Raw genomic sequence first — 6,490 nt, 5'->3', positions numbered from 1 at the left:
CCCCCGCCCCGGCCCCAACCCCAAAACACCAAAGGCGCAACAAACACCCCCACCCACCGAAAGATGCGCCGCAGGCACACCCCACACCACCGAACCGCACAACCACCACAGCACGCCCCACTCCCCCCGCACACCCCACCCACGAACCGCCGCAAGCGGACTCCCCCGCTCCCCCGACCTCCCCACTCCCCCCGCTCCCCCGGCCCCTCGGCCACGGGCGGCCCCCCGTGCGGCCCGACGCGGGCAGGCCGCTCGTCGGGGCATACGCTGAACACATGAGCAAGCAGACCGGCCGCCGCCACCCGGCAGGACTCACCACGTGGGACCGCTGCGCGGTCATGGGGGTCGTCAACGTCACCCCCGACTCCTTCTCCGACGGCGGCCGCTTCTTCGACACGACGGCCGCGATCAAGCACGGCCTCGACCTGGTCGCGCAGGGCGCCGACCTCGTCGACGTCGGAGGCGAGTCCACCCGCCCCGGCGCCACCCGCGTCGACGAGGACGAGGAGCTGCGCCGCGTCGTCCCCGTCGTGCGCGGCCTCGCCTCCGAGGGCGTCACGGTCTCCGTGGACACGATGCGCGCCTCCGTGGCCACGAAGGCCCTCGACGCCGGCGCGATCCTGGTCAACGACGTCAGCGGCGGCCTCGCCGACCCCCGCATGCTCCCCGCCGTCGCGGACGCCGGCGCCCCCTTCGTCGTCATGCACTGGCGCGGCCTCCTCTCCCCCGGCAACGTCCGCGGCACGTACGCCGACGTCGTCACCGAGGTCCACGACGAGCTGCGCGCCCGCGTGGAGGCGGTGCTCGCGGCGGGCGTCGCGGCGGACCGCGTGATCGTCGACCCGGGCCTCGGCTTCTCCAAGGACGCCGAGCACGACCTCGTGCTCCTGGCCCACCTGGACCGTCTGCTGGCCCTCGGCCACCCCCTCCTCGTCGCCGCCTCCCGCAAGCGCTTCCTGGGCCGCGTCCTGGCCGGCCCGGAGGCCGCCCCGCCCCCCGCGCGGGAGCGCGACGCCGCCACCGCCGCCGTCTCGGCGCTCGCGGCGCAGGCCGGGGCTTGGGCGGTGCGCGTCCACGCCGTGAGCGCCACCGCGGACGCCGTGCGCGTCGCCCGCGCCGTCGAGGGAGCCCGGTGAGCACTCCCCACCTCGACGTGGAGCAGGTCGAGGCCGCCAACGCGGCGTTCTACGACGCGCTGGAGCAGGGCGACTTCGAGCGGATCTCCGACCTCTGGCTGTCCCCGGCCGACCTGGGGGTCGACGAGAGCTACCACGATCCCGCGGACGCCGGGGTGATCTCCTGCGTACACCCCGGCTGGCCCGCGCTCACCGGCCGCGGCGCGGTGCTGCGGTCGTACGCGCTGATCATCGCGAACACGGACTACATCCAGTTCTTCCTCACGGACGTGCACATCTCGGTGACCGGCGACACCGCGCTGGTGAGCTGCGCGGAGAACATCCTCAGCGGCGGTCCGGCGCCGCAGGGCGGGGAGGAGCTGGGCCCGCTGGTGGGCCAGTTGGTGGTGGCGACCAACGTGTTCCGCCGCACACCCGCCGGGTGGAAACTGTGGTCGCACCACGCCTCCCCGGTCCTGGCGGAGTCGGCCGAGGACGCCGAGGACGCCGAGGACCTCTGACACCGCGCCCAGGACACGCCCGCCACCCCGCCCCGGTCACACCCGCACCGCGGCCGCCCCGCCCCCGTCACACCCGCCCCGCCCCGCACCACCGCGCACCGCCCCCGCCGGGACCGGCCCCGCCCCGGCCGGAACCACCCCGCCCCGGCCGAAACCGTCCCCCGCCCCCGCGCCCCGCACCCCCGCGCCCCCGCCCCGCCGGACCACGCGGGTAGATTCGACCCCGGACCGGCACGCCGCCCGCACGCGGCACGGACCGTCCGAGACCGACGACTGCAGGAGTGATTCGCGTGGATCGTGTCGCGCTGCGCGGCCTGAAGGCCCGCGGGCACCACGGGGTGTTCCCCAAGGAACGCGAGGACGGGCAGACCTTCCTCGTCGACATCGTCCTGGGCCTGGACACCCGCCCGGCCGCCGCCGACGACGACCTGGCGAAGACCGTGCACTACGGCATCGTCGCCGAGGAGGTCGTGGCCGTCGTCGAGGGCGAGCCCGTCAACCTCGTCGAGACGCTGGCCGAGCGCATCGCCCAGGTCTGCCTGGCGCACGAGGGGGTAGAGGAGGTCGAGGTCCGCGTCCACAAGCCGGACGCACCGATCACCGTCCCCTTCGACGACGTGACCGTCACCATCATCCGGAGCCGCGTATGAGCACCCCATGGGAGCGGGGTCCCGGCGACCCCACAGTGCAGCCGGTGCCCGCCGCCGTCGTCGAGCAGGTCGACGCCGCCGACTCGACACTGTCCAACCCGAAGCGCGCGGTGATCTCGCTGGGCGCCAACCTCGGCAACCGCCTGGAGACCCTGCAGGGGGCCATCGACGCCCTGGAGGACACCCCCGGGGTGCGGGTCAAGGGCGTGTCGCCGGTGTACGAGACGGAGCCGTGGGGCGTGGAGCCCGGCAGCCAGCCGTCGTACTTCAACGCGGTCGTGGTGCTGAGGACGACGCTGCCCCCGTCGTCGCTGCTGGAGCGGGCGCAGGCGGTCGAGGAGGCGTTCCACCGGGTCCGGGACGAGCGCTGGGGCCCGCGCACCCTGGACGTGGACATCGTCGCCTACGCCGACGTGGTGTCCGACGACCCGCGGCTCACCCTGCCGCACCCGCGCGCCCACGAGCGGGCCTTCGTCCTCGCCCCGTGGCACGACGTGGACCCGGCGGCGCTGCTGCCCGGCCGGGGCCCGGTGGCCGAGCTGCTGGCGGGCGTCACCCGGGAGGGCGTCGCGGTCCGGTCCGACCTGGAACTCCGGCTGCCCGAGTAGTCGTTAAGGTCAGAACGGCAGGGCCCGCCAGGGGCGCCGGGGGACGAAGGGACACCGTGAAAGAGTTGCGCGTCAGGACGCTGGCCGGTGTGTTCGCCGTCGCGGCGGTCCTGTCCTGGGCCACCGCCCGGCTGTGGAACTCGGTGGGGACCCTGCCCGGCGTCCCCCTGGCGGCCCCGATCGTGCTGGCGCTGATCGCCGCGGTGCTGCTGGCCACGGCGGTCTCGCTGCGCGCGCGGCTGAAGGCGCAGCGGGACCGGGTCCCCGGCGCCAAGGGCGTCGATCCGCTGATGGCCGCCCGCGCGGTGGTGTTCGGCCAGGCGAGCGCCCTGGTGGCCGCCCTCGTCGCGGGGCTGTACGGCGGGGTGGCCGTCTTCCTGCTGGAGTACCTGGACATCCCCGCCCGCCGCGACCAGGCGGTGTACGCGGGCGCGTCGACGGTGGCGGGCATCGGCGTGATAGCGGCCGCCATCTTCCTGGAGCGGGTCTGCCGGCTCCCCGAGGACGACGAGCACCCCCCGGGCGCGGCGTCGGCCGTCTGAGCCGCCCGCGGACGGCCCCGGAGCCCCGGTACACCCCGAGGCCGCCCACCGGACCCGCGACCGCCCGCGGGGACACCGCCCCCGGACCACGGCGCCCGGCCACCGGCGCGCCCGGCCGCACAGGCGCACCCGGTCACGGCCGGAACCACCCCGAAGGGCGTCCGGGACCCCGAGACCCGGGCCCCGCACCACCCCGCGCGCTCAGCCCCGGTCCCGCCCCCGTCCCACCCCCACGGGCACCTACCGCGCCATGATCAGGCTCATCGCCTCGTTGCGCGTGGCACTGTCCCGCAACTGCCCCCGCACCGCCGAGGTGAGCGTCTTGGCGCCGGGCTTGCGGATGCCGCGCATGGACATGCACATGTGCTCGCACTCCACCACGACGATCACACCGCGCGGCTCCAGGATCTCCATCAGGGAGTCCGCGATCTGCGTAGTGAGACGTTCCTGCACCTGGGGGCGGCGGGCGTAGACGTCGACGAGCCGGGCCAGCTTGGACAGGCCGGTGATCTTGCCGCTGGTGGACGGGATGTAGCCGACGTGGGCCACGCCCCGGAACGGCACGAGGTGGTGCTCGCAGGTGCTGAACACCTCAATGTCCTTGACCAGGACCATCTCGTCGTGGCCGAGGTCGAAGGTGGTCGTCAGCACGTCCTCGGGCTGCTGCCGCAGCCCCGCGAATATCTCCTGGTAGGCCCGCGCCACCCGCGCCGGGGTCTCCCGCAGCCCTTCGCGGTCCGGGTCCTCCCCGATCGCGATGAGCAGCTCGCGTACGGCGTTCTCGGCCCGCTTCTCGTCGAAGTCGCCGATCGGGCCCTGGCCGTCCAGCGTCACGGGGTCGGTCATGTGGTGCCTCGTTCCTGTCCGTCTCGCCTGCTGCGCGCGAAAAGCCGCGCTCCCCAGGCTAGAGCCTGGGGAGCGCGGCTTACATTCCGGGCCCGGCCGGGAGGGCCGGGAACCGTCAGTCCTCGGGACGCTCCTCGGGAGCCCCCTCCGGCGCCGGGGCGGTCTCGGTGACCGCGCCCTTGATGGTGGAGACCGCGGGCGTCGCCCCGTTCGCACCGTTCGTCAGGGCCAGCTCCTTGGGGGAGAGCACCGGCGGACGGGTCGAGGGGGTGCGGCGGGAGGACCCGGTCCAGGCGGGCCGGGGCGGGCGCTTGACGATCGTGGCGAAGACCTCGGCGATCTCCTCCTTGCCGAGCGTCTCCTTCTCCAGCAGCGCGAGGACGAGGTTGTCGAGGACGTCGCGGTTCTCGACCAGGATCTCCCAGGCCTCGTTGTGCGCCGTCTCGATCAGCTTCTTGACCTCTTCGTCCACCAGCGCGGCGACCTCTTCCGAGTAGTCGCGCTGGTGAGCCATCTCACGGCCCAGGAAGGGCTCGGTGTTGTCCCCGCCGAACTTGATCGCGCCGAGGCGCTCGGTCATGCCGTACTGGGTGACCATGGCGCGGGCCACACCGGTGGCCTTCTCGATGTCGTTGGCGGCACCGGTGGTCGGGTCGTGGAAGACCAGTTCCTCGGCCGCCCGGCCGCCCAGCATGTAGGCGAGCTGGTCGAGCATCTCGTTGCGCGTGGTCGAGTACTTGTCCTCGTCCGGGAGGACCATCGTGTACCCGAGGGCGCGGCCCCGGGACAGGATGGTGATCTTGTGGACGGGGTCGGAGTTGGGGGAGGCCGCCGCGACCAGGGCGTGTCCGCCCTCGTGGTACGCGGTGATCTTCTTCTCCTTGTCCGACATGATCCGGGTCCGCTTCTGCGGTCCGGCCACGACGCGGTCGATCGCCTCGTCGAGCATGTGGTTGTCGATCAGCTTCTGGTCGCTGCGGGCCGTCAGCAGGGCGGCCTCGTTCAGCACGTTGGCCAGGTCGGCGCCGGTCATGCCGGGCGTGCGCCGGGCGACGGCCGCGAGGTCCACGTCCTTGGCGACCGGCTTGCCCTTCTGGTGGACCTTGAGGATCTCCAGGCGGCCCTGCATGTCGGGGCGGTCCACGGCGATCTGCCGGTCGAAGCGGCCGGGGCGCAGCAGCGCCGGGTCCAGGATGTCGGGCCGGTTGGTCGCGGCGATGAGGATCACACCGCCCTTGACGTCGAAGCCGTCCATCTCGACCAGGAGCTGGTTCAGGGTCTGCTCGCGCTCGTCGTGACCGCCGCCGAGGCCGGCGCCGCGGTGGCGGCCGACCGCGTCGATCTCGTCGACGAAGACGATCGCCGGGGCGTTGGCCTTGGCCTGCTCGAACAGGTCGCGGACGCGGGAGGCGCCGACGCCGACGAACATCTCGACGAAGTCGGAGCCGGAGATCGAGTAGAACGGCACGCCCGCCTCGCCGGCGACGGCGCGCGCGAGGAGGGTCTTGCCCGTTCCGGGCGGGCCGTACAGCAGCACGCCCTTGGGGATCTTGGCGCCGACGGCCTGGAACTTGGCCGGTTCCTGGAGGAACTCCTTGATCTCGTGGAGCTCCTCGACGGCCTCCTCGGACCCGGCGACGTCCGCGAAGGTCGTCTTGGGGGTGTCCTTGGTGATGAGCTTGGCCTTGGACTTGCCGAAGTTCATGACCCGGGAGCCGCCGCCCTGCATCTGATTCATCAGGAACAGGAAGACGACGATGATCAGGACGAACGGCAGCAGGGAGAGCAGGAGGCCGACGAACGGGTTCTGCTTGGACGGCGACACGGTGTAGCCGTCGGGGATCTGCTTGTCCTGGAACTTGTTCTGCAGCGTGCTGGCGATGGTCACGCCCTGGTCGCCGATGTAGCTCGCCTGGATCTTCGAGCTGCCCTTGACCTTCTCGCCGCTCTTGAGCTCGACCTTGATGGTCTGCTCGTCACCGGTGGTCAGCTTGGCCGACTGGACCTTGTTGTCGTTGATCGCCTGGACGACCTGGCCGGTGTCCACCGTCTTGTAGCCGCCGGACGAGCCGACGACCTGCATCAACACGACCACGGCAAGGACGGCCAGCACGATCCACATGACCGGCCCACGGAAGTATCGCTTCACGTCCATCCACACGGAGCGGTGCCGCCCCGTCCCTCCTGCCATAGTGAGTTTGATAAGAC

General features: G+C 72.6%; 7 protein-coding genes. 5 read left to right on the top strand and 2 right to left on the bottom strand.

The genetic code is table 11. The annotated features are described in order from the left end of the window. Positions 1-275: 275 nt before the first annotated feature. The 5 genes from folP (at position 276) to GTY84_RS20720 (ending at position 3,436) form a co-directional block, all read left to right on the top strand. Positions 276-1,136 carry a dihydropteroate synthase gene (gene folP, locus GTY84_RS20740; protein WP_161227810.1) on the top strand — a complete coding sequence of 287 codons (861 nt, stop codon included), beginning with the start codon at positions 276-278 and terminating at the stop codon, positions 1,134-1,136. After that, positions 1,133-1,636: a nuclear transport factor 2 family protein gene (locus GTY84_RS20735; protein ID WP_161227809.1), complete on the top strand. Its 504-nt coding sequence runs from the start codon at positions 1,133-1,135 to the stop codon at positions 1,634-1,636. The genes folP and GTY84_RS20735 overlap by 4 nt, the downstream gene beginning before the upstream one ends. A 290-nt stretch (positions 1,637-1,926) precedes the next feature. Continuing rightward, the gene (folB, locus tag GTY84_RS20730) at positions 1,927-2,286 is read left to right on the top strand and encodes a dihydroneopterin aldolase (RefSeq protein WP_161227808.1); all 360 of its coding nucleotides are present in this window, start codon (positions 1,927-1,929) and stop codon (positions 2,284-2,286) included. Further along, positions 2,283-2,894: a 2-amino-4-hydroxy-6-hydroxymethyldihydropteridine diphosphokinase gene (folK, locus tag GTY84_RS20725; protein ID WP_161227807.1), complete on the top strand. Its 612-nt coding sequence runs from the start codon at positions 2,283-2,285 to the stop codon at positions 2,892-2,894. The genes folB and folK overlap by 4 nt, the downstream gene beginning before the upstream one ends. 56 nt (positions 2,895-2,950) lie before the next feature. Continuing rightward, positions 2,951-3,436, top strand: a complete 486-nt coding sequence (locus tag GTY84_RS20720) for a DUF3180 domain-containing protein (protein WP_161227806.1) — start codon at positions 2,951-2,953, stop codon at positions 3,434-3,436. A 240-nt stretch (positions 3,437-3,676) separates the two neighbouring features. Here GTY84_RS20720 and folE read toward each other — a convergent pair whose 3' ends face one another. Then, the gene (gene folE / locus GTY84_RS20715; protein WP_161227805.1) at positions 3,677-4,282 is read right to left on the bottom strand and encodes a GTP cyclohydrolase I FolE; all 606 of its coding nucleotides are present in this window, start codon (positions 4,280-4,282) and stop codon (positions 3,677-3,679) included. A 115-nt stretch (positions 4,283-4,397) separates the two neighbouring features. Beyond that, the gene (gene ftsH / locus GTY84_RS20710; protein WP_161227815.1) at positions 4,398-6,437 is read right to left on the bottom strand and encodes an ATP-dependent zinc metalloprotease FtsH; all 2,040 of its coding nucleotides are present in this window, start codon (positions 6,435-6,437) and stop codon (positions 4,398-4,400) included. Positions 6,438-6,490 lie beyond the last annotated feature (53 nt).

Origin of the sequence: Streptomyces sp. SID8352 (genome assembly GCF_009862265.1) — a bacterium.
Classification (GTDB): domain Bacteria; phylum Actinomycetota; class Actinomycetes; order Streptomycetales; family Streptomycetaceae; genus Streptomyces.
Note: the sequence above shows the minus strand (reverse complement) of the source record. Positions and strands in the feature narration are given on the sequence as shown.